Here is a 20,170-nt window from a genome sequence, read left to right as displayed (position 1 = left end):
TCATGACCACGCTGCAACTTCAAAACATTACCAAGCGTTATAAAAACCAAGCCGTAATCAACGACCTGACCCTCGAAGTCGCTTCCGGCGAGACCCTCGTGCTTTTCGGGCCGTCCGGAGCGGGCAAGACTGTTCTGCTGCGCCTCATTTCTGGCGTCATCGAGCCGGATGCTGGCGGGATCCTCATCGGTGGTGAGGAAATGGCCGAGGTCGATGCCGAACACCGCGGTGTCGGCATGGCTTTCCAGAACTTCGCACTCTTTCCGCATATGACAGCCTTTGACAACATCGCCAGTCCGCTGGCGGCGAATCGACGCTCGACGTCAGAAATCCGCGACGGCGTGGAGAAGGTGGCGAAGCTTCTCAAGATAGACCATGTGCTCGGTCATCGTCCGAAGGCTTTGTCGAACGGCCAGAAGCAGCGCACGGCGTTGGCTCGCGCGCTCGCCGGCTCTCCGCCGCTGCTGCTTTTGGACGACCCGCTGCGCAACGTCGATGCCAAGCTGCGTTTCGAGATGCGTCTTGAACTGCCGCGCTTGCTTGCCCAGCAAGGCGCGACGGTCGTCTACGTCACCCAGGACTACAAGGAGGCGATGGCGCTTGGCGATCGCATCGCCGTCATGTCGAAGGGCAACATCCGGCAGATCGGCACGCCTGAAGATATTTATAATTCTCCGGCAGACATCGAGATTGCGAGGCTATTCGGCGACCCCACCATCAATCTCCTCGCCGTGATCCCTAAATTGGATGCCTCCGGCGTCTATGTAGAGCTTTCAAATGTCAGAATACCCTTGCCTTCGATGCCGGTAAGTGTGGTCGGTAGGGAATGCGTTCTCGGCCTACGGCCGGAGACCATCGTCTTCGCTGAGCCTTCCGCTCCGGGCGCCATTCCGGTGACGGTGGAGGCCGAGACGCCTCTCAACGAAAAGACAGTGACCCTGTTGTTGACGGCGAGAGGCCGGGAAATCTTGCTTTCGCGGCCAGCCGGGACGCCTGGTCGGTCTTCCGGCCCGGCAGCGATTGTCGTCAACGGCGATGCCGCTTTCCTCTTCGACAAGGAAAGCGGCGTGCGCATCACATCGCCTGTGGCGATAACCAATCGCAACGGAGAGGCGGCATGAACGACACGGCACTGCTGATCAAGAATGTCGACAAATTCTATGGACCCAAAGGCTATGGTCTACACGCGGTCAAAAATCTTTCGATGAATGTCCAAAAGGGCGAGATTATCGCCCTGCTCGGTTCTTCCGGCTGTGGAAAGACGTCTACCCTGCGCATGATCGCGGGCTTCGAACCGGTGTCGGACGGTACGATTGCCCTTGCCGGACAGCAGGTCCATCTCTTGCCGCCTGTAAAAAGAAACGTCGCGATGGCATTCGAAGGATATTCACTTTATCCGCCGTTGACCGTGTATGAAAACATTGCTTTTGCGCTCAAGGCCAAGCGTCTGTCACAAGCCCAAGTCCACGAAAAAGTCACCTATATCGCCAAGCTCCTGGAGATCGAAGATATTCTCGGCTGTTACCCGAGCTCGATTTCCGGCGGCCAGCAACAGCGTGCTTCTCTCGGCCGAGCGCTTATCCGCGATGCCAATTTGCATTTGCTGGATGAACCGATGGGGCAGCTGGAGCCGCAACTGCGCGCCGTACTGCGCGGCCGCATCAAACATTACATCAAGGAACGCGGTCTGACGGCGATCCTCGTCACACACGACCAGACGGAGGCCAATGCGCTCGCCGACCGTATTGCCGTCATGGAAGGCGGCGTGCTGCAACAATTCGAAACGCCGCAAAAGATCAAGGAACGTCCTGCCAACCTGTTCACAGGCACCTTCGTCGGCGAGCCTCCGATGAACGTCTTCGAGGCAAGCATCAGCGGGGGTGACGATCACCTGTCCTTCGAGCTCAGCGAAGGTGTCAGACTTGATTACCAGATTGCCGCGTTTTCGCCGGAACTCAGGCAAGAGCTGATCAGACGGCGTAAGGTGGTGCTCGGCATTAGACCCTATTCTGTGCGGCGCAGTGTCGATGGCGTCAAGGCGCGAGTGGCTGTCAACCAGTGGCTTGGCGACCAGACACATATCGCAGCAGATTTTGTCGGTGCCACCGTCGTCCTGGTCGAACACGACCGGACACGTCTTGCCGTTGGAGAGGAAATCCGCATCCATCTCGACCCCTCAAGCCTGCATGTCTTCGATAGCGAAACCGGAAGGGCAATTTCCCACGGGAAGGAGCTTGCCTGATGCGCGACGTGCTGATCGGCATCGATGCCGGCACTTCAGTGATAAAGTCCGTTGCCTTCGATCTCAAGGGACGGCCGCTTGCCGCTTGCGCCACTCCCAACCATTATGCCGCGGTGGGACGGCAAGGTTCGGTGCAGGACCTTCGACGGACATGGGCCGATACCGCTCACACGCTTGCTGAACTCTCCAACAAGATTGACGATCTTGCCAGCCGTGTCGCTGGCATTGCCGTCACGGGACAGGGTGACGGCACCTGGCTGATCGACAGGCAGGGTGAACCGGTCGGCAAGGGATGGCTGTGGCTTGATGCCCGCGCTGGCGAAACGGTCGAAAGGCTACGTGGCGACAGTGGGGATTTAGACCGCTTTCGCAGCACCGGCAGTGGCCTCGCCGCGTGCCAGCAGGGACCGCAATTGCGTTGGATGACCGACAACGCGCCCGAAATGCTGGCCGGGGCGACCACCGCGTTCCACTGCAAGGACTGGCTCTATTTCAAGCTGACCGGCAGGCGTGCGACTGATCCCTCCGAAGCCTGCTTCACTTTCGGTGACTTTCGGCGGCGCGACTATAGCGACGAGGTCATCCGTTTTCTGGGTCTTGAAAGACTGAAATATCTGCTGCCCGACATCATCGATGGTGCTGTCGAACACCATGGGCTGAGTACGGAAGCTGCCCGTCTCTGCGGCTTGCCGGAAGGCACGCCCGTTGTCCTCGGCTACGTAGACGTTGCCTGCACGGCCCTTGGTGCGGGTCTCTACGAACCCGGAACCGACGCCGGATGCTCGATCATAGGATCGACCGGCATGCATATGAGACTTGCCAATGGCCCCGGCGACGTGCAGCTCAATCCTGACCATACCGGCTACACAATGTGCATGCCCGTGAGCGGTATCTACGCACAGATGCAATCGAATATGGCGGCAACACTGAACGTCGACTGGATTCTCGGTGTCGCCGGCAGTGTGTTTCAGGGAGCCGGCATCGAACAAAGCAAGTCGGAACTGCTCGCCCATCTTGAAGGCTGGCTTAAAAAAGCAGGCTCCAGCCCGCCGATTTTCCACCCCTATATTTCCGAGGCCGGAGAGCGTGGGCCTTTCGTCGATGCCTCGGCCTTTGCCTCGCTTATCGGCCTTTCAATGGGCCACGGTTTCGGCGATATGGTGCGCGCGGTCTTCAACGGCCTCGCCTTGGCATCACGGGATTGCTATACGCAGATGGGCGCGTTGCCGGCACGGGTGCGCCTGACCGGCGGAGCTTCCCGCAGCGCTTCGCTGCGGGGCATACTGGGTGGCGCCCTCGGCGCCAGTATCCAGACGAGCGAACGGGAAGAGGCCGGCGCTGCAGGCGCGGCGACGATTGCTGCCGTTTCGCTCGGTATTTACGAGACGATGGAAAATTGCGTCCGCGACTGGGTTACGCCCTTTCAGCGGCCGCCGGAACAGCCGGACTCGGACACGATCCGCTATTTCGATGCTGTCTTTCCCGTCTACAGGCAATCGTGGGTAGCATTGCGCCCGGTTTGGCACTCTCACGCTGAAACTGCCCACAGGCCCACCCTATCATGAGGACTGACGAAATGAAAAAGATAGCCATCATAGGCGACCGGTTCATGCGTCCCGAGATTTTTCGTGACAAGATCGCTGCCGCCTGCGGAGAGGGACATGACATACGCGCCGTCGAACAGCCCTGGCCGGACGAACCAATGCAACATGGTTACGCCATTGAAGGGATGGACGGCCTCAAGGAATATATGGGCAATGCCGACGAGATCGTGGAATTCATCGGCGATGCGGAAATCGTCGTTACGCAACTTGCGCCACTTTCGGCGTGGATGTTTGGCCAATTGCCTGATCTCAGGCTGGTTGCCGTTTCGCGTGGCGGCCCGGTCAACATCGACATGGCGGCGGCGCGCGCTGCCGGCGTGCGCGTCGTTAACACGCCCGGCCGCAACGCAAGCGCCGTGGCCGAATTCACCATCGGCGCGATCCTGGCTGAGACACGGCTGATCCGTGTGGGCCATGAAGCCTTGCGCAAAGGTGAATGGCGCGGCGACCTCTATCGCGCCGACCGGACGGGCCGGGAGCTCAGCGAGATGACGGTAGGCGTCATCGGATACGGCAATATCGGCACCAGGGTGGTACGTCTGCTTCGCGCCTTCGGCTGCAAGGTGATTGTCCACGATCCCTACGTCCAATTGAGTGCAGACGATCTGAACGGTGGCGTCGAGCAGGTGGGATTAAGCGACCTCCTGTCGCGCTCCGACGTCGTGACCTTGCATCCGCGTGTGACTGAGGAAACAAAAGGCATGATGAATGCCTCGACATTCGCGCAGATGAAACCCGGGGCAATCTTCGTCAACACCGCCCGCGGGCCACTCTGTGATTACGATGCCCTCTACGTGGCGCTGACAAGCGGTCACCTTTCCAGCGCCATGCTGGAGACCTTTGGTGTCGAGCCTGTACCGGCGGATTGGCCGCTGTTGCAACTTCCTAATGTCACGTTGACGCCACACATCGCAGGCGCCTCGGTGCAGACGGTGACCTATGCTGCGGAGCTGGCAGCCGAAGAGGTGCGCCGCTACATTGCCGGTGAACCGCCGCTCAACCCCTGTTGAGGAGAGATGGCTGTGCACCCTGAACCCGTTATATATGACCTTTTTGTCATCGGCGGCGGCGTCAACGGCGCCGGGATCGCCCGCGATGCGACCGGCCGCGGCCTTTCCGTCCTGCTGTGCGAAAAGGACGATCTGGCGCAGGGCACCAGCTCGCGGTCCGGAAAGCTCGTGCATGGCGGCTTGCGTTACCTGGAATATTACGAGTTTCGTCTGGTCCGTGAAGCTCTGATCGAGCGTGAGGTGCTGCTGCAGTCAGCGCCGCACATCATCTGGCCGATGCGGTTCGTCTTGCCGCACAATCCGCAGGACCGGCCCGCCTGGCTGGTGCGTCTTGGCCTGTTCCTCTACGATCATCTGGGTGGGCGCAAGCGACTGCCGGGGACTCGTGTGCTCAATCTGGCGCAGGCCCCCGAAGGCGCCGCACTAAAACCAGAGTATCGCACGGCTTTCGAATATTCCGATTGCTGGGTAGACGATGCCCGCCTGGTGTTGCTCAACGTATTGGATGCACATCAGCGCGGCGCGACGATCATGACCCGCACCGCCTGCTCGTCAATCCACCGCACCGGCGATCTCTGGACGATCGAGATGACCGATACGTTAACAGGGGCGAAAAGCGAAGCCACGGCGCGCGGGGTCGTCAACACGGCGGGTCCCTGGGTAAACGACATTATCGGCCGTGTCGCGGGACTGAATTCAAGCCGCAGCGTTCGCCTGGTCAAAGGCAGCCACATTATTGTGCCGAAATTCTGGGAAGGGCGACAGGCCTACCTGGTGCAGAACCCGGACAGGCGGGTGATATTCATCAACCCTTACCAGAACGATCTGGCCCTGATCGGAACAACCGACATTCCCTATGAGGGCCGCCCGGAAGACGCCGCTGCCGATGGCAACGAAATTGCCTATTTGATCACGTCGGTGAACCGGTACTTCAAGCAGCAGCTGACGCAGGCCGATATCGTTCACAGCTTTTCCGGCGTACGGCCGCTCTATGACGACAATGCGGCAAACCCGTCCGCCGTGACGCGCGATTACATTTTCGAGATCGACGAGGACGACGGACGGACGCCTCTTCTGTCCGTTTTCGGCGGTAAGATCACCACTTTCCGCAAGCTTTCGGAGCATGCGCTGGAGCGGCTGAGCCCCTTTTTTCCTAAAATGAGGGCGGCATGGACCGGTTCTGCACCTTTGCCGGGCGGCGACATGCTCGATGCGGATTTCGACAAGTTTCTCAGTGACATCAAAGTACGATATGCTTGGTTACCGACTGATCTCGCCAAGCATTATGCACGACTCTACGGCACGCGTCTGCACGCGCTGATCGGCAAGGCAGGCGGCGTCGAGGACCTTGGCCTCGCCTTCACACCGCTTTTTCGAGAGCGCGAAGCGCAGTTCCTCATGCAAACCGAATGGGCAAGGTCTGCAGACGACATTCTCGAACGCCGCACCAAACACGGATTGCAGATGACGCCGTCCCAGCGGCTGGCATTCCTTGCCTGGTTTAACGATTATTCGGAGAAAGCGTGACGTGGCGGTGAAAAGCGCGGAGTTCGAGGCCCTTCTGGATGTTTCTGCAGCCTTAGGTGCCGATCCGCACCTTGTACAGGGTGCTGGCGGAAATACGTCGATCAAGGAAGGCGATATTCTTTGGATCAAGGCGTCTGGTCTATGGCTGAAGCAGGCGCGGCAGCGTGATCTGATGGTGCCAGTGGCGTTGGAGCCGCTGATTGCGGCGCTGGAGCGTGATGATCCGGCAGCGGAAAAGGCGCAGACGTTCGTGATCGCCGAGCGTAATCCATCCGGCCTGCGGCCTTCGATCGAGACGACCGTGCACGCGCTGATGCCTCAGAAGGTTGTCCTCCACGTTCATTGCGTCGAGACGCTCGCCACCGCCGTACAAGCCAATGGCGCGGCAATCGTCGCAGAAAAACTCGGCCGGATCCGGCACGTCTTCGTGCCTTATGCCCATCCCGGTCTTCCATTGGCAAAGGCGATTGCCGCGCGCCTGCGTGACGATACGTCGGTGCTTGTGCTCGGCAACCATGGGCTGGTCGTCGCCGGTGAGACCGTGGCGGAAGCAAAAGCCTTGTTGGCGTGCGTCTCCGCACTGCTGGCCCGGCCAAAGCGACAGGCACCCACGCCCGATTTTGTTGCCCTCGCGCGGCTTGCGCTCGATAGCACCTACACATTGCCTGAGGACACACGCCTGCACGACGTTGCGACCGATCTGGTAAGCTGCCGCATCGCCGCCCGCGGCAGCCTCTATCCCGACCATGTGATCTTTCTCGGCAAAACCCCGGAGATAGCCGGCCCGACCGAAACTGCCACGTCGATCGAGGACCGCACCAGCCATGAGGGCGCAGCCGTCTCACCGATGCTTATGTTTCCCGGCAAGGGCGTACTTGTCCGCAAGGACATCACCTCAGGTGCGCTGGCAATGGCACGCTGCCTATCCGACGTAACGCTCCGTATTCCAGAGGCGGCCCGGCTTCGCTATCTCACCCAGGATGAAAACGCCGAACTTCTCGGCTGGGATGCGGAAAAACATCGCCAGGCTCTCAGCCGTGACGGAGAGGCGCTTCAATGAGACGGCATGACGAGTCTCTCGTTGTTGGTATCGACATCCGCACATTCGACGCAAGAGCGGTCGCGATGCCAGCGGATTTTTCAATCGTCGCGTCAGGGGCTGCGAAACTAGCGGCTTTTTCCGCGGATCACCGCGATCCGGCTGACTGGCGGAAAGCCGTAGAAACAGCTCTGCGTCTCGTGCTCGATGCAGTGGAGCCTGGAAAAATCCGGGCGCTGGCTGCCGATGGAACCTCCGGCACCAAGCTGCCGGTAAGCGCAGTCGGCGAACCTCTTGCCGTGCCAATGATGTATAACGACGCTAATGACGATAATGTCATCCTTGCCTGGATCGCCAGGCATGCACCGCAGAACAGCGCTGTTCACGGGGGCACCTCTGGTCTGGCGAAACTGCCGACTTCCCAAAGGCAATTCGAGGCGTTCCGCGTCATCCATCAGGCCGACTGGATCATGGGTCATTTCAGTGGTCTCTATGGTGTGTCCGACGGAAATTGCGCCCTAAATACCGGCTATGACCCGATTGCGCGTTGCTGGCCGGGATGGATCCCTGAAACAGATGCCGATACCGCCCTGTTGCCGGAGATCCTGCCCGCTCGCACCCTCGCCGCCAGCATTTGCGCCGATGCCGCAGCGGCCTACGGACTGCCAGGTAACGCCCTCAGCGTGGCAGGAACGACCGATGGATGCGCCTCATTTCAAGCAACGGGGCCCCACCGGCCGGGCGACGGCGTCAGCGTGCTTGGCACGACGCTGACGATAATGATGCTGTCTGACGTTCCGCTGTTTGTCCCGGAATACGGCATCTACAGCCACCGAGTAGGGGACATGTGGCTGGCAGGCGCCATCACGGCAGGTGTCACATGACCTTGCCGCAGACCGTGGCAGGCATGTCCGCCATTGCCGATCGTTTCGACGCCTTTCTCATCGATCAATTCGGCATGCTGCGAGACGGGCACAGCCCTTATCAGGACGCCGCGGCGACGCCTTCAGCGCTTAGACAAGCTGAAAAGATCGTGATCGTCTTAGCGAATTCCGGAAAGCGTTCGGCCGTGAACAGCGAACGGCTGGCAAAACTGGGTTTCAATGCAACGACCTGGAACTGGTTTTTCACGTTCGGTGAAGTTGCTTGGCGGCTGCTCTCCACAGAGAGCAAAGGACCCGAACCGCTGCCGAAATTATGCCTGCTCATCAGCCGAGACGGTGACACATCACCCATCGATTGCCTTCCGATGCGGCGTGTCGATAATGGCGCGGAAGCACATGTCATCCTGCTGGCCGCCAGCGAGGATGATTTATATTCACTGGACCATTATCGTGCGCTTCTGGAGACGGCTGCACGGCGCGGCGTACCCTGCCTTTGCACCAACCCCGAAAAGGTGATGCTCACGCGGAAGGGCCCATCGTTCGGCGCCGGGCGTATTGCTGAGCTTTACCAAGCCATGGGTGGAGTGCACTGGATCGGCAAATCCTTTCCGGACATTTACGCAACCGCGCGCGACTATCTAGCCGGAATCCTCACCGACAGGATTTGTTGCGTCGGGGACAGCATCGAGCACGACATCGTGGGCGGGAGGAGGGCCGGTCTCTATTCTGTCTCGTCACGACGGGGATACTCCCGCAAACCCCGGAACAGCAATGCAAGGCGATGTTCACCGAGCATAACACCGTTCCCGATTTCATACTCCCGGCGTTTACCTGGTAGAAAAGGCTTCGTTTATGGCTTTCACGCTGTCGCTCAATACTAATCCTCTCGTCAATCGCTTTGCCGAGCCAGACGACCTGATCGAGACCGTGGCCGAGAAGATGCGGATCGGCCATTTGCAACTGACACATGAATTCATCAATCCCGGATGGCCGGCAGCGACAATTACCAAACATGTGCGACTTCTGAACAAGGCAATGGCCCGCACCGGTGTGAAGGTGACATCCGGCATGACCGGGCCTTACGGCCGTCTCAATCATTTCGGCCACCCAGATGCCGACGTGCGCCGGTACTACGTCGATTGGTTCAAGACGCTTGCTGACGCCTGCGCCGACCTCGGTGCCTCCGGGATCGGCACACAATTCGCCATCTTCGCCCAAAAGGACTACGACAACCCACTCCGCCGTGAAGAGCTGATTGAGGTTGCCATCGACTGCTGGCGCGCGGTAGCCGACCATGGAAAGGCTGCCGGCCTTGACTATCTTTTTTGGGAGCCAATGTCGGTCGGACGCGAGTTCGGCCATACGCTTGCCGACTGCCGGGCGCTGGACACGCGTCTGGTGCAATCAGATCTGGCAATCCCGCTGAAGATGATGATCGATATCGACCATGGCGACGTCAGTTCCAGTAATCCGGCAGATATCGATCCTTATGCCTGGGCAGAAGCCTTCCCGAAAGAATCACCGATCATCCACATCAAGCAATCTTCGATGAACAAGGGCGGCCACTGGCCATTCACCGCCGCTTACAACGTTGACGGCCGTATCACGCCTCAAAAGTTGCTTGCCGCAATCGAACGTGGTGGAGGCATCGACAACGAGATATGCCTTGAACTGTCGTTCCGCGAACGCGAACCGACCGACCATCTAGTCGTCGATATGATTCGTGAATCCGTCGAATTCTGGGAGCCCTATATCGATACCGGCTTCAACCGCTGATGTCACACTAAAAGGAAGGCGGCGCTGCTAGTGGCGTGGCGACGCTTGTCGGCAAAGTTTAGGAGAAGAGATGCGCGAAGCGACATATTGGATCGGCACCAGCTGGAAAATGAACAAGTCTCTAGCGGAAGCGATGGCCTTCTCTGACATGTTATCGGCAACAGATACCGGCAGCGATGAACGGGTCCAGCGTTTCGTCATTCCACCGTTCACGACGATGCGGCAAGTCAAGGAACGCCTGATGAAGACCAGCGTCAAGGTTGGAGCCCAGAACATGCACTGGGAAGATGCCGGTGCATGGACCGGGGAGATCTCACCTCCGATGCTGAAGGACTGTAACCTCGACCTGGTGGAACTCGGCCACTCGGAGCGGCGGGAATTCTTCAACGAGACCGACGAAACCGTTGGCCGAAAAACCGCCGCCGCCGTTCGACATGGCCTGATACCGCTGATCTGCATAGGCGATACTCGGGCGGAGTACATGGCAGGGCAAACGGATGCGGTATTGAAACGGCAGGTAGAAGCGGCGCTGGCATTTCTAGAAGGAGCAGAAAGGCGCAAGACGATCCTGATAGCCTATGAGCCGGTCTGGGCCATCGGTGTCAACGGTATCCCAGCATCAGCCGATTTTGCCAACGAACGCCAGGCGATGATCGCAAGCGTGGCCAGGGCGGTCTTAGGCGTAAAGGTTCCCGTGCTATACGGGGGCAGCGTTAGTGCGGAAAACTGTGCGGAATTGATCACCCAGCCGCATATCGACGGCCTTTTCATGGGCCGATCTGCTTGGCAACCAGCGGGCTATCTCGACATTCTTGAACGTGTTGCGCAAGCGCTCGGCTAAAACGGTGCACAAACAATCGCTAGCAGAGTGTCGCTTCTACTTGAGAATTTCAGGCGGCAGAACGCCATACGCATGTCAAAGTTAGCGCGCGGAATCGCCCGGTTTTTGATGGGGCACCACTTTACTCAGATCCATTCCGCAAAGATATGAAGCAGTTGGTGCATTCTTGCGGCAGGAACGTGGTGACAGCTTGGCCGACTGCAGCCCAAAGTGCATCGACGGTCCGATCGGCTTTTGCGTGCAAGACCGCCATCAGTTTTGCGAACGCTTTTCGGTCGCACTGAAGTCTTGGCTGTATGACGGAAGGTAAAGCAGTCAGCATCGCGCCGCTTCGATTGCCCGGCGTACGCCTTCGGTTTTATGTCAGGCAGGTTGGGCTTACTTCGGAAAAGTGGAGAGGCAATTTCAGATCAGGCGGCTAGCCTTTCGAACTGTGCAGGGCTTAGGTAGTCAAGCGCGGAGTGCCGCCGGATTAGCTTGAAAAGCCATCAATGTATCGGGTGATCAGAGCCAGAAAACTCCAATTCCCGGCGGTCCAAACTGCTAGATCAGCGCGAAACCCCTGCCAATATAGATCGGGCGGCCTATGCCCCGGCGGTCCTGAGGCGGTAGGCCAGTTGCGCTCGACTCAAGCCCAGGGATTGCGCGGCTTTCGCCACGTTTGCGTTCGCGCGCTCCAGGGCAAGCTCATAAATCAAGCGGTTGAATTCTTCGAGCTCGAAGCCCTTTTCGTCCAGCGCGGCTTCAGCCAGAGACCGGAGCGCGGGATCGCGATGATCGGCTTGCGACGACACGGCGGCCGCTTTTTCGATGGCGCCGGCGTCGATCCGTTTCAGAGGCGAAACCGCCATTTGCGCATTGGCAAGGACGGCCTCAAGGGTCAGCAGATTTTCCGGCAGAGCCAGCGATGCCAGTTTTTCCAGGGCTGTGGGGTCGATGTCGCGCGCCGGCAGGTGCAATTTTTCCGCCACGACATCCGCCAAGGCAAGAGCAAGCGCCGGAATATCGCCGCGTCTTGCGCCCAAGGCAGGCATGACGACCGGCTTTATGGAAAGCAGGCGGCGCAAAGCGGGGCGCAGGCGCGTATCCGACAGGAAGGCGGCGGGCGAGGCTTCCGTCAGCACGATCAGAAAGGTCTGCGTGGTGACCTGGCTATGCGATCGAAGGTGATTTTCAAGCAGGGCCTGACACGCCGCGTCGAGATGCTCGACGTCCTGCAACAGCGCCACGGGCTGTCTGCCCGAGCGTGTCGAGGAGGGCGACAAAAGACCGCGCAAGCCATCGGGGGTCAATCCGTGGCCCGACGTCCATTCGGGCATCGCGCCGCCGGGCGCGGCGATGCTCGCCATCTGACTGGCGGCTATTCGTTTGCCGCTGCCCACGGGACCCGAAAGCAGCACGGGCAAACGCGCGCGCGAACAGGCTTCGATCTGGTCCATGACCGGAGACAGGACGGCAAGATCGTATCTTGCCGATGCATCGCCTTCCGAGGGGCTGGATTTGCTCTTGACTGGACGCGCGGCGATTTCCTCGCTCAGATAGCGCGGCATGATCTGCCGGCGAAAGCGTTGAACATCCGGATCGCTTTCGCCCCAGGCATCGGCCGGCTTGCCGACGACACGGCAATGCCTGTGGCCCATCGCCTTGCACTCGATTTCCTTGTAGACGATCAGCTTGCCCAGCGCGTGGGTCGCATAGCCGGAGGCGTAACCGATCAGCGACCAGCAAACCGGCTCGATCGCGTCGCCGTAATGCTTGCGGTGTTCGGAGGCTTCGGCGCTTTCATGCCAGAGAAATTCGCCCGAGAATTTGCCCTTCTTGAAGTCGAAATCATTGTGGACCGTCTCGACGCGCGTCACGCCGCTGACGGTGTGAAGCCTAGTGCCGGCGGTGAAGGCGTCGCCGGGGTCGAGATTGGGCCATGAGGCCTTGACGAAGCGGGAATCCTCGACGCCGGCCTGAAAGCCGAGCCGCATCAGCAACACGAAGGCATCCTCGCGTCCATAGCTGCGCACGATCTCTTCGCGCAGGTGGCTCAGAAAGCTGGTTCTTTGAAGCACCATCCGCGTATCGCCGAGGCGCAACACGCCATTGACGGGACTGAAGACGAGATGGGTGAGAAGTTCGCGCAAGGTGGGCCGCCCGCCCCGATCGAGAAGGGCTTCCTGTCCGCCGTTGATCTTCATGTCCGCCTCCCGTTCACGGCGCGCCGGCACCACCCATGTCTTTGCGCCGCCTCGTTGATGAAATGATAAACACGAATTGATCTTTTCATAAATACACAATTCAAATACGCGCCGCAGCGTGCCGTTTCATCGCCGTGCGCCTGCGAATTATGAATAGATATTTCAGTGCGTTATAAGGATTTTCCCGAAAGTCGCGGCCGGCCGCCGATTATCCCGTTGACCCTTGGCAGGCACGAAACACAGACTGGCTCCAACTTGCTGAACCACGGAAAATCGGGAGGAGATTTCCATGAACAAGCCGGCCCATATCGTCAAGCTTCCGGAAGAGCCCCACCATCAGACGATCCTGAAATATGCGCGCGAAGGAGCCCATATTCCGGGTGACGACGACAGGAACCCCTGGGTTCCCTTCGGCGACAGCGCTGCCATCAAGCACTTCTGTTTCGACGTGCGGACCAATTCGGTCGCCAATATTCTCTGGGTCAAGGGCGGCGGCCGCATCGGCACGCATCGCCATCGCGGCGTCGTCTCGGCGCTGACGCTTGAAGGCTCCTTCGCCTATTACGAATATAGCTGGGTCGCCCGTCCCGGCGATTTCGTCTACGAGTTGCCGGGCACCGACCATACGCTCTATTCGGACGATCCGAACGGCGTGAAGGCGATTTTCTGGATCAACGGGCCGATCGAATTCTACGACGAGCAGGGCAAGTACGATTTCACCGCGGACGTATTCTGGTTCATCGATCACTATACGAGCTACTGCGAAAAGAAGGGCATTCCGATCAACAAGGAAATGTTCATCTGACAGCCCTCAAACGAGAGCATCCCGGCCCTTCGCCAATGCTCCGGCTCTTTGTTTCGTCGCGGTTTTTGACAGATGACCGCGTGACGCTTCCATTCAAAACGCTCGAAAACGGATTGTTCGCATGTCATTGCAGGAAATGTTCGACGTCGCCGGAAAGGCGGCCATCGTGACGGGGGCGGCCAGCGGGCTTGGCCGCGCCTATGCGGAAGTTCTCGCCGAAAACGGCGCCAATGTCTGCCTCTTCGACGTCAACCGCACAGCGCTGGACGACACGCTCGACGCGTTGGCCCGCGCCGGCGGCAATGTCTGGGGCGGCAATGTCTGGGGACAGATCGTTGACGTCACCGACCGGGCGAACATGGAGGAAGCCTTTGCCCGGGTCTTTGCCGAACGCGGCAGCATCGACATCGTTTTCGCCAATGCCGGCATCGATGCGGGGCCGGGCTTCCTGACGCCTGAAGGCGAGCGCAATCCCGACGGCGAGATCGACAATCTCGAAGACAAGCACTGGGACAAGGTGATCGCGACCAACCTGACGAGCGTGTTCAACACGATCAAGCTTGCGGCGCGCTACATGAAGCAGACCGGCGGCGGGCGCATCATCGCCACCTCGTCCTGCGCGGCGCTCTACAATGACGGCATTGTCGGCACGCCCTACATGCCGGCCAAGGCCGGGGTCGCGCATCTGGTGCGCCAGGCGGCGATGGAACTCGGCCGCTACAACATTCTCGTCAACGCGATCGCGCCAGGCCCCTTCGTCACCAATATCGCCGGCGGACGGCTGCGCAATGTCGCGGACCGGGCCGCCTTCGAAAAATGGTCGGTGCTGCATCGCGTGGCCGAAACATCGGAAATCAAGGGCCTGGCGCTTTATCTCGCCTCGCCCGCGTCGTCTTACGTAACGGGCGCTCAAATGGTGATCGACGGGGGACTGCACCTGCGCCCCGGAGATTGATCCAGTCAGGCATCGGGTCGTGGAGGAGACGAGCCGATGCAGGTATTTTTAAAACTTGGGAGGAGAGCATGAATACACTATTGGAAGGCATAAGCCAGACGCGGCTTTCGCGTCGAACGGCGTTGAAAACCATGGGCGCCGCCGCAGCGACGCTCGCCATGCCCGGTTTGACACGCGCATCCGGCGGCAAGATCAAGGTGGGCTTCATCAGCCCGCTGACGGGACCGCTTTCGCCCTTCGGCGAATCCGACGGCTATACCGTCGAGATCATCAAGACGCTGCTGGCCAACGGTATCCAGAACAACGGCAAGACCTACGAGGTCGATATTCTGGTGCGCGACGCCCAGTCCGATCCGAACAAATCGGCGGAACTGGCGGGCGAACTGATCCTGAACGAGAATGTCCAGCTTCTGATCCCGGCATCGACGACGGATGTCATCAATTCGGCCGCCGATCAGGCGGAACTCAACGGCGTTCCCAGCATTTCGTCGGCCGCGCCCTGGCAGGCTTTCGTCATGCCGCGCGGCGGCGACAAGAAGCCGTTCGACTGGACCTACCATTTCTTCTGGGGGCTTGAGGATGCGCTCGCAACCTTCGTCGGTCTCTGGCAGTCGCTCGAAACCAACAGGAATGTCGGCATGCTGTTTCCGCGCAATGCCGATGGCGAGACCTGGGGCAATCGCGGTTACGGACTGCCGCCGGCGGTCGAAAAAGCCGGCTTCAAGACCATCGTGCCGAGTATGTTCCAGCCGCGCACGAACGACTTCTCCGCGCAGATTTCCCAATATAAGAGCGGCGGCTGCGACATCGTCGGCGGCATCACCTATGTGTCGGACCTGAAGACCTTCATCACCCAGTGCAGCCAGCAGAAGTTCAATCCGAAGGTCGTCACGGTCGCCGCGGCCCTTCTCTTTCCCTCGGGCGTCGAGGCCATGGGGCCGCTCGGCAACGGCATGAGTTCGGAAGTCTGGTGGACGCCGGCCTTCCCCTTCAAGTCGTCGCTGACCGGCGAAGTCAGCCGCGATGTCGCCAATGCCTGGGAAAGCAAGATGAAGAAGCAATGGATCCAGCCGCTGGGCTATGCCCACGCGCTCTGGGAGGTTGCCATCGATACGCTCAAACGCGCCAAGGATCCGATGGACCGCACCTCGGTGCGCGACGCGCTGAAGGCGACCGATCTCAACACGCTGGTCGGCCCGATCAAATTCGGCGCCGGGCCGCATGCCAATATCTGCAAGACCCCGATCTTCGGCGGTCAGTGGGTGAAAAGCGACAGGTGGATGTACGATCTGAAGATCGTCGACAATTCCGTCAGCAAGCTCATCGAGCCCGAAGCCAAGCTGCAACCGATCAAGTGGTCCTGATCGCGTGAACTGTCCTCGGACAGGTCGAAGGCGATCTGTCCGGGGACGACAATTCCAATGCAGACGAAGGGCATGCGATGGCGCAGACGATTCTATCGGGAACGGGGATATCCAAGTCCTATGGCGCGCTGAGGGTTCTCCATGGCGTGAACATCGACGTCCGCGAGGGCGAAATCCTCGGAATATTGGGCCCCAACGGTGCGGGCAAGACCACATTGTTCAACATGATCAGCGGCGACGCGACGCTGGATGCCGGGGAGTTGACCTTTAACGGCGAAACGCTCCGTTCCGAGGCGCCGCACCGGCGCTGTCGCCGCGGCATCGGCCGCACCTATCAGATTCCGAAGCCCTATGCGGGCATGACCACATTCGAGAACCTCATGGTCGCAGCCATGTTCGGCGCTGCGTTGAGCGAACGCCGCGCCAACGCCTTCTGCGCGGCCATTCTCGAGGAATGCGGCCTCGCGGCGAAGGCGAACCTGGCCGCCGGTTCGCTAACGCTTCTCGACAGAAAGCGGCTCGAACTGGCGCGCGCGCTGGCGAGCGATCCGAAGCTGCTGCTGCTCGATGAGATTGCCGGTGGCCTGACCGAGGAGGAGGCGCGCCAGCTCGTCGCGCTCGTTCGCCGCATCAGGCAGCGCAACATCACGATCGTCTGGATCGAACATGTGCTCAACGCGATCATGGCGGTGGCCGACCGGCTCCTCGTGTTGAATTTCGGGGAAAAGATCGCCGACGGTCCGCCAAGAGAGGTGATCGCCAATCCGGATGTCCAGCGCGTGTACATGGGGATCGAAGCATGATGACGACATTCGATCTTCTCTCCACCCGAAGTCTCAATGCCCGTTATGGCGACTTTCAGGCGCTTTTTTCCGTCGATTTCCGCATTGCCGAGGGAGAGGTCGTCGCCCTGATCGGCGCGAACGGGGCGGGTAAATCGACCTTCCTGCGCGCCCTTATGGGCCTTCTTCCCGTCGGTCGCGACATGGTGCTGTTTGAAGACCGCCCGGTCGGCGGCGGCGCGCCGCACCGCATGGTGCAGCTCGGCATCGCCATGGTGCCGGAAGGGCGGCGGCTGTTTGCCGGCATGTCCGTCGAGGACAATCTAAAGGTCGCCGTCGACCATGCCCGAAAGGCAGCTGAAAAGACGTGGACGCTCGAACGCATCTACAGGCTGTTTCCGATCCTTCAGGAAAGGCGAAGGACCCAGGTCGAGAAGCTGTCGGGCGGCCAGCAGCAGATGGTGGCCATCGGCCGGGCGCTTCTCGCCCAGCCGCGGCTTCTGCTTTGCGACGAGATATCGCTCGGGCTCGCGCCGAAGGTCATTCGCGAGATCTACGAGGTGCTGCCGCAGATCGCCGCCACCGGCACGTCGATCGTGCTTGTGGAACAGGACGTGATGCTGGCCCAGCGCGCCTCCGACCGCCTCTACTGCATGCTTGAAGGCCATATCACGCTCGAAAGCCTGTCGTCGAACGTTACCCGCGCGGATATCGCGCAAGCCTATTTTGGAGCCGGTCATGACGTGGCTTGACGCATTGATACAGGGTGTTCTGCTCGGCGGAATGTATGCGCAATACGCGCTCGGCATGGCGCTGATGTTCGGCGTCATGCGGATCGTCAATATCGCCCATGGCGACCTCGTCGTCCTGCTCGCGCTGATCGGCATATCGGCCTCCGTCGCCTTCGGCGTCGGGCCCTTGCCGCTTGTTCTGCTGCTCGTACCGCTGGCGGCAGTCATCGGCTGGGGCCTGCAGAAATTCGTGCTCAACAAGGTGGTCGCGGCGGATTCCCTGCCTTCCCTGATCGCCACCTTCGGCGTCTCGATCGCGCTTCAGAACCTGATGCTCGAAATCTGGTCGGCCGATACGCGCTCGATGAGCGGCGGCGGCATCGAGGCGGCGTCGGTCGATATCGGCGGCATCTATATCGGGCTTCTGCCGGTGATGATCCTGATCGCGGCGACGCTGCTGACGCTTGGGCTCGACCTGACCATGCGCCGCACCCGTTTCGGCCGGGCCTTGCGCGCCGCCGCCGCCGACACAGAAGCCGCGGCCATGAGCGGCGTGAACCCGCGCGTCGTCTACGCTTATGCGACAGCGATCGCGGTCGGCATTCTCGGCCTTTCGGGCGTCTTCTTCGCGCTGCGCGCCACCGTCTCGCCGGCCGACGGTCCGGCCCAGCTGATCTATGCCTTCGAGGCGGTGATCATCGGCGGCATGGGCTCGATCTGGGGCGGCTTTGTCGGCTCCATGGTTCTCGGCATCGCGCAGGCCATCGGTTTCCGCATCGATCCCGGTTTCGGAACGCTGGCCGGCCATCTCGTTTTCCTCACCGTGCTGGCCACCCGTCCGCAGGGCCTGATGAGCAAAGGTTGAACCCATGACATTGGCAAACCCCGTCCCTCCGGCCGATGCCGGACCGTTTGCGGCCGAACCGGCCCATGTCGAAGTTATCCGTCACACCGGGTCCAGCCGCGTTGCCGCGGCTGTCTCTCTCCTCATCCTGGCCGCCATGGTTTCGATGCCCTGGTGGGGGCAACCCGGTCACATGCGCTGGGTGGTGGAGTTTTCCGTCTATCTGGCCATTGCCCAGATGTGGAACCTGCTTGCCGGATATGCGGGGCTTGTCTCCGTCGGTCAGCAGGCCTTTATCGGCGTGGCGGGCTATGCGATGTTCGTGCTGGCTTCCAATTTCGGCATCAATCCGTTTCTGGCGGTCTGGATCGGCATTCTCGTTTCGGGCCTGCTGGCGCTTCCCACCTATGCCCTGCTGCACCGTCTCGACGGTCCTTATTTCGCCATCGGCACATGGGTGGTGGCGGAAGCGGTAAAGCTCGTCGTGTTGAACATCGACTATGTCAACGCCGGCTCGGGCATGACGCTTCGCGTCATGAGCCAATATTCCCTGCATGAGCGGCAAGTCGGACTGATGTGGCTTTGCGCCGCGATGCTTCTGGTGACGGTCGGCGGCAGCTATTGGCTCCTGCGCTCGCGCCACGGCCTTGCCCTGACGGCGATGCGCGACAATCCGGTCGCCGCCGAAAGCCAGGGGGTGAACGTCAAGCGGCTGCGCTTCCTGATCTTCGTGGCCGCGGCCATGGGCACGGGGCTTGCCGGCGCCGTCTACTACATGGCGCAGCTGCGCATCACGCCGGCGGCCGGCTTTAATCCGAGCTGGGCCAATATCGCCATCTTCATCGTCATGGTCGGCGGTGTGGGGACCATTGAAGGCGTTCTCGTCGGCGCGCTGATCTATTTCGTCGCCGATCGCTTCTTTGCGCAATACGGCGCGGTCTACATGGTGGTGCTCGGTCTCATGACCCTGCTGACCGCCCTTTACGCGCGCCAAGGCATCTGGGGGCTGATCTCGAGCCGCATCCACGTGCCGCTCTTCCCAGTGGGCCGAAAGCTGGTCGTCTCGAGCACCGTTACGAAAGGGTCGCATCCATGAAAGCCGCGCTTTTCGACCGGATCGGGGCGCCGCTTGTCGTCGGCGATGTCGATGATCCGAAACCGCAACGGGGACAATTATTGCTCAAGGTCTGCCGATGCGGCATCTGCGGCAGCGATCTCCACATGACCGCCGAGGAGGTGTTCGGGGTTCGAAAGGGCGACGTGCTCGGTCACGAGTTTTCCGGGGAAGTCGTGGAGATCGGCGGGAAGACAAGTGGCCTGAAGGTCGGCGATCATGTCAGCGTCGCGCCGATGCGCGGATGCGGACATTGCCCATCGTGTCTGCGCGGCGAACCGGCCTGGTGCGAAAAAATGACGCTGATCGGCGGCGGCTATGCCCAATATGCCGCTGTCGATGCCTTTCAATGCCGGCGCCTGCCCTGGGGCATTTCTCCCGCCGACGGCGCGCTCGCCGAGCCGCTTGCCGTCGCCCTGCACGGCATCACGCAGTCCGGCCTGAAACCCGGCGACACCGTCCTCAT

General features: G+C 60.4%; 17 protein-coding genes and 2 pseudogenes. 18 read left to right on the top strand and 1 reads right to left on the bottom strand.

Translation table 11 applies throughout. The features are described from left to right. Nucleotides 1-2: 2 nt before the first annotated feature. The 10 genes and pseudogenes from ACUTJJ_RS15485 (at nucleotide 3) to ACUTJJ_RS15440 (ending at nucleotide 10,923) form a co-directional block, all read left to right on the top strand. Nucleotides 3-1,121, top strand: a complete 1,119-nt coding sequence (locus ACUTJJ_RS15485; RefSeq protein ID WP_445542717.1) for an ABC transporter ATP-binding protein — start codon at nucleotides 3-5, stop codon at nucleotides 1,119-1,121. Next, a complete protein-coding gene (locus ACUTJJ_RS15480) occupies nucleotides 1,118-2,242 on the top strand; it encodes an ABC transporter ATP-binding protein (RefSeq protein ID WP_445542716.1) in 1,125 nt (374 codons plus the stop codon). Before ACUTJJ_RS15485 ends, ACUTJJ_RS15480 begins: the two co-directional genes overlap by 4 nt. Continuing rightward, nucleotides 2,242-3,807 carry an FGGY-family carbohydrate kinase gene (locus tag ACUTJJ_RS15475; protein WP_445542715.1) on the top strand — a complete coding sequence of 522 codons (1,566 nt, stop codon included), beginning with the start codon at nucleotides 2,242-2,244 and terminating at the stop codon, nucleotides 3,805-3,807. Before ACUTJJ_RS15480 ends, ACUTJJ_RS15475 begins: the two co-directional genes overlap by 1 nt. A gap of 11 nt (nucleotides 3,808-3,818) precedes the next feature. Continuing rightward, the gene (locus ACUTJJ_RS15470; protein WP_445542714.1) at nucleotides 3,819-4,856 is read left to right on the top strand and encodes a 2-hydroxyacid dehydrogenase; all 1,038 of its coding nucleotides are present in this window, start codon (nucleotides 3,819-3,821) and stop codon (nucleotides 4,854-4,856) included. A 6-nt stretch (nucleotides 4,857-4,862) separates the two neighbouring features. Then, a complete protein-coding gene (locus ACUTJJ_RS15465) occupies nucleotides 4,863-6,383 on the top strand; it encodes a glycerol-3-phosphate dehydrogenase (RefSeq protein WP_445542713.1) in 1,521 nt (506 codons plus the stop codon). Between the two features lie 7 nt (nucleotides 6,384-6,390). Next, a complete protein-coding gene (locus tag ACUTJJ_RS15460; protein ID WP_445542725.1) occupies nucleotides 6,391-7,443 on the top strand; it encodes a class II aldolase/adducin family protein in 1,053 nt (350 codons plus the stop codon). Beyond that, nucleotides 7,440-8,282, top strand: a pseudogene (locus tag ACUTJJ_RS15455) (carbohydrate kinase); the annotation flags it as partial. The gene ACUTJJ_RS15460 and the pseudogene ACUTJJ_RS15455, both read left to right, overlap by 4 nt. A gap of 20 nt (nucleotides 8,283-8,302) precedes the next feature. Next, nucleotides 8,303-9,144, top strand: a pseudogene (locus ACUTJJ_RS15450) (TIGR01459 family HAD-type hydrolase). 14 nt (nucleotides 9,145-9,158) lie between these two features. Further along, the gene (locus ACUTJJ_RS15445; RefSeq protein WP_445542712.1) at nucleotides 9,159-10,082 is read left to right on the top strand and encodes a sugar phosphate isomerase/epimerase family protein; all 924 of its coding nucleotides are present in this window, start codon (nucleotides 9,159-9,161) and stop codon (nucleotides 10,080-10,082) included. A gap of 70 nt (nucleotides 10,083-10,152) precedes the next feature. After that, nucleotides 10,153-10,923 carry a triose-phosphate isomerase gene (locus ACUTJJ_RS15440; protein ID WP_445542711.1) on the top strand — a complete coding sequence of 257 codons (771 nt, stop codon included), beginning with the start codon at nucleotides 10,153-10,155 and terminating at the stop codon, nucleotides 10,921-10,923. A gap of 584 nt (nucleotides 10,924-11,507) precedes the next feature. Here ACUTJJ_RS15440 and ACUTJJ_RS15435 read toward each other — a convergent pair. Next, on the bottom strand, nucleotides 11,508-13,109 hold the full coding sequence (locus ACUTJJ_RS15435) for a XylR N-terminal domain-containing protein (RefSeq protein WP_445542710.1): 1,602 nt from the start codon (nucleotides 13,107-13,109) through the stop codon (nucleotides 11,508-11,510). 289 nt (nucleotides 13,110-13,398) lie between these two features. Between ACUTJJ_RS15435 and ACUTJJ_RS15430 the strand changes: the two genes are divergently transcribed. The 8 genes from ACUTJJ_RS15430 to ACUTJJ_RS15395 all read left to right on the top strand — a co-directional run. Beyond that, nucleotides 13,399-13,914 carry a 2,4'-dihydroxyacetophenone dioxygenase family protein gene (locus ACUTJJ_RS15430; RefSeq protein ID WP_209087102.1) on the top strand — a complete coding sequence of 172 codons (516 nt, stop codon included), beginning with the start codon at nucleotides 13,399-13,401 and terminating at the stop codon, nucleotides 13,912-13,914. A 121-nt stretch (nucleotides 13,915-14,035) separates the two neighbouring features. Further along, entirely contained in the window at nucleotides 14,036-14,869 is an 834-nt protein-coding gene (locus ACUTJJ_RS15425) for an SDR family NAD(P)-dependent oxidoreductase (RefSeq protein ID WP_445542709.1), read from the top strand. Between the two features lie 68 nt (nucleotides 14,870-14,937). Further along, nucleotides 14,938-16,233, top strand: a complete 1,296-nt coding sequence (locus ACUTJJ_RS15420) for an ABC transporter substrate-binding protein (protein WP_445542708.1) — start codon at nucleotides 14,938-14,940, stop codon at nucleotides 16,231-16,233. Between the two features lie 77 nt (nucleotides 16,234-16,310). Continuing rightward, complete coding sequence (locus ACUTJJ_RS15415; protein WP_063948189.1) at nucleotides 16,311-17,036, top strand: ABC transporter ATP-binding protein; 726 nt, start codon at nucleotides 16,311-16,313, stop codon at nucleotides 17,034-17,036. After that, on the top strand, nucleotides 17,036-17,767 hold the full coding sequence (locus ACUTJJ_RS15410; RefSeq protein WP_063948190.1) for an ABC transporter ATP-binding protein: 732 nt from the start codon (nucleotides 17,036-17,038) through the stop codon (nucleotides 17,765-17,767). Before ACUTJJ_RS15415 ends, ACUTJJ_RS15410 begins: the two co-directional genes overlap by 1 nt. Continuing rightward, nucleotides 17,754-18,611, top strand: a complete 858-nt coding sequence (locus tag ACUTJJ_RS15405) for a branched-chain amino acid ABC transporter permease (protein WP_445542707.1) — start codon at nucleotides 17,754-17,756, stop codon at nucleotides 18,609-18,611. Before ACUTJJ_RS15410 ends, ACUTJJ_RS15405 begins: the two co-directional genes overlap by 14 nt. A gap of 4 nt (nucleotides 18,612-18,615) precedes the next feature. Continuing rightward, nucleotides 18,616-19,686: a branched-chain amino acid ABC transporter permease gene (locus ACUTJJ_RS15400; protein WP_445542706.1), complete on the top strand. Its 1,071-nt coding sequence runs from the start codon at nucleotides 18,616-18,618 to the stop codon at nucleotides 19,684-19,686. Beyond that, the coding region (locus ACUTJJ_RS15395) for a zinc-dependent alcohol dehydrogenase (RefSeq protein WP_445542705.1) at nucleotides 19,683-20,170 on the top strand (488 nt) is incomplete at its 3' end. The genes ACUTJJ_RS15400 and ACUTJJ_RS15395, both read left to right, overlap by 4 nt.

It is taken from the genome of Agrobacterium sp. DKPNP3 (assembly GCF_052686535.1).
This window is presented reverse-complemented; position numbering and strand designations above follow the sequence as displayed.